Below are 1,053 nucleotides of genomic sequence, written 5' to 3'. Positions count from 1 at the left end.
ATAGTGCATTAATAACAACAAAGAGATAAGAAAAACTTTTTGACGGTATCTATGACGGTATCTTTGATTTTTAAAAATGAAAAGTCCTTTATTCATGCGGGTTTCAAGACATTATTCGTCTTCCCCCCTCCGCCAATATTAAGTTTCAAGCAGTACCAAGAAACACCAAAAACCCGCATGTCTCCCAGTGAGTATGCGGGTTTTTTTTTAGGGTTTCTGATGTTTTAGATGAAATATTGACATCTTACTTTTTTGCATCCATGCTTGCAAAATGCTCAAGAGAGCGACTCCATTTATAACTATGGCATTAAGTACAGTAGGATCAGGAAAAACATGTAAATTGGTTGGTGGTTATAGCTTGCATTTTTAAATTAAATCGAACATTAAAAAAGCTTGTGTATCGCCTACTAACCGACAATTGCTAAGAAAATTAATTGTTTCGTTCAGTGTTAGATTTCAGGAAGCTTTAACCATCTTTAGAAAGTAAATCCCGTGCATTTAGAAAGTCTAACCGTAAAAAATTATCGAAAATTTCGTTCTACGGATAATACCGTATGCTTCGTCAAGCCTGAAGCTATTGCAAGAAGTCCTGATGAAAAGCAGGCAAAGACAGCAATTTCTCGATCCACTACTTTAATTATTGGCAAGAATAATTCCGGTAAAACGACCGTTGTCAATGCATTGAAATTGCTATGTGGTAACGAGCAGCCATCAGCATCAGACTTCAATCTCTCATACTTAAATGAATTATTCGAAGACTACAAGAAAGCGTTTGACGAGAATAATGCAACAAAGTTTGAAAGCTTGGGGACTCCGAATTTAGAGTTCAACTTGATGGTTAAAGTGGACTTTAATGATGAAGATTTGATGACGCACCTTGCACCATTTATTCCGATTAGTGAAAAGGGGGATGCCAAGCCAGTTAGGTAAGCACCCGGTGAAGTCATCTTGAAGTTAAGAGCGTAAGCGTAGATGATCGTGTCCACTTATTAAGTGGACACTTGTACATGATGGAAGATGGAATCAATACGCCTAGACGGCGTCGGCGACACA

At 37.8% G+C, this 1,053-nt stretch carries 1 protein-coding gene; it reads left to right on the top strand.

The features are described 5' to 3' along the window. Nucleotides 1-492 precede the first annotated feature (492 nt). Nucleotides 493-930 (top strand): AAA family ATPase, encoded by a 438-nt coding sequence (locus H8K32_RS19920; protein WP_186914378.1) that lies wholly within the window; start codon nucleotides 493-495, stop codon nucleotides 928-930. Nucleotides 931-1,053 lie beyond the last annotated feature (123 nt).

Source organism: Cognatundibacterium jejuense, assembly GCF_014284255.1.
Lineage (GTDB): Bacteria > Pseudomonadota > Gammaproteobacteria > Burkholderiales > Burkholderiaceae_D > Undibacterium > Undibacterium jejuense.
This window is presented reverse-complemented; position numbering and strand designations above follow the sequence as displayed.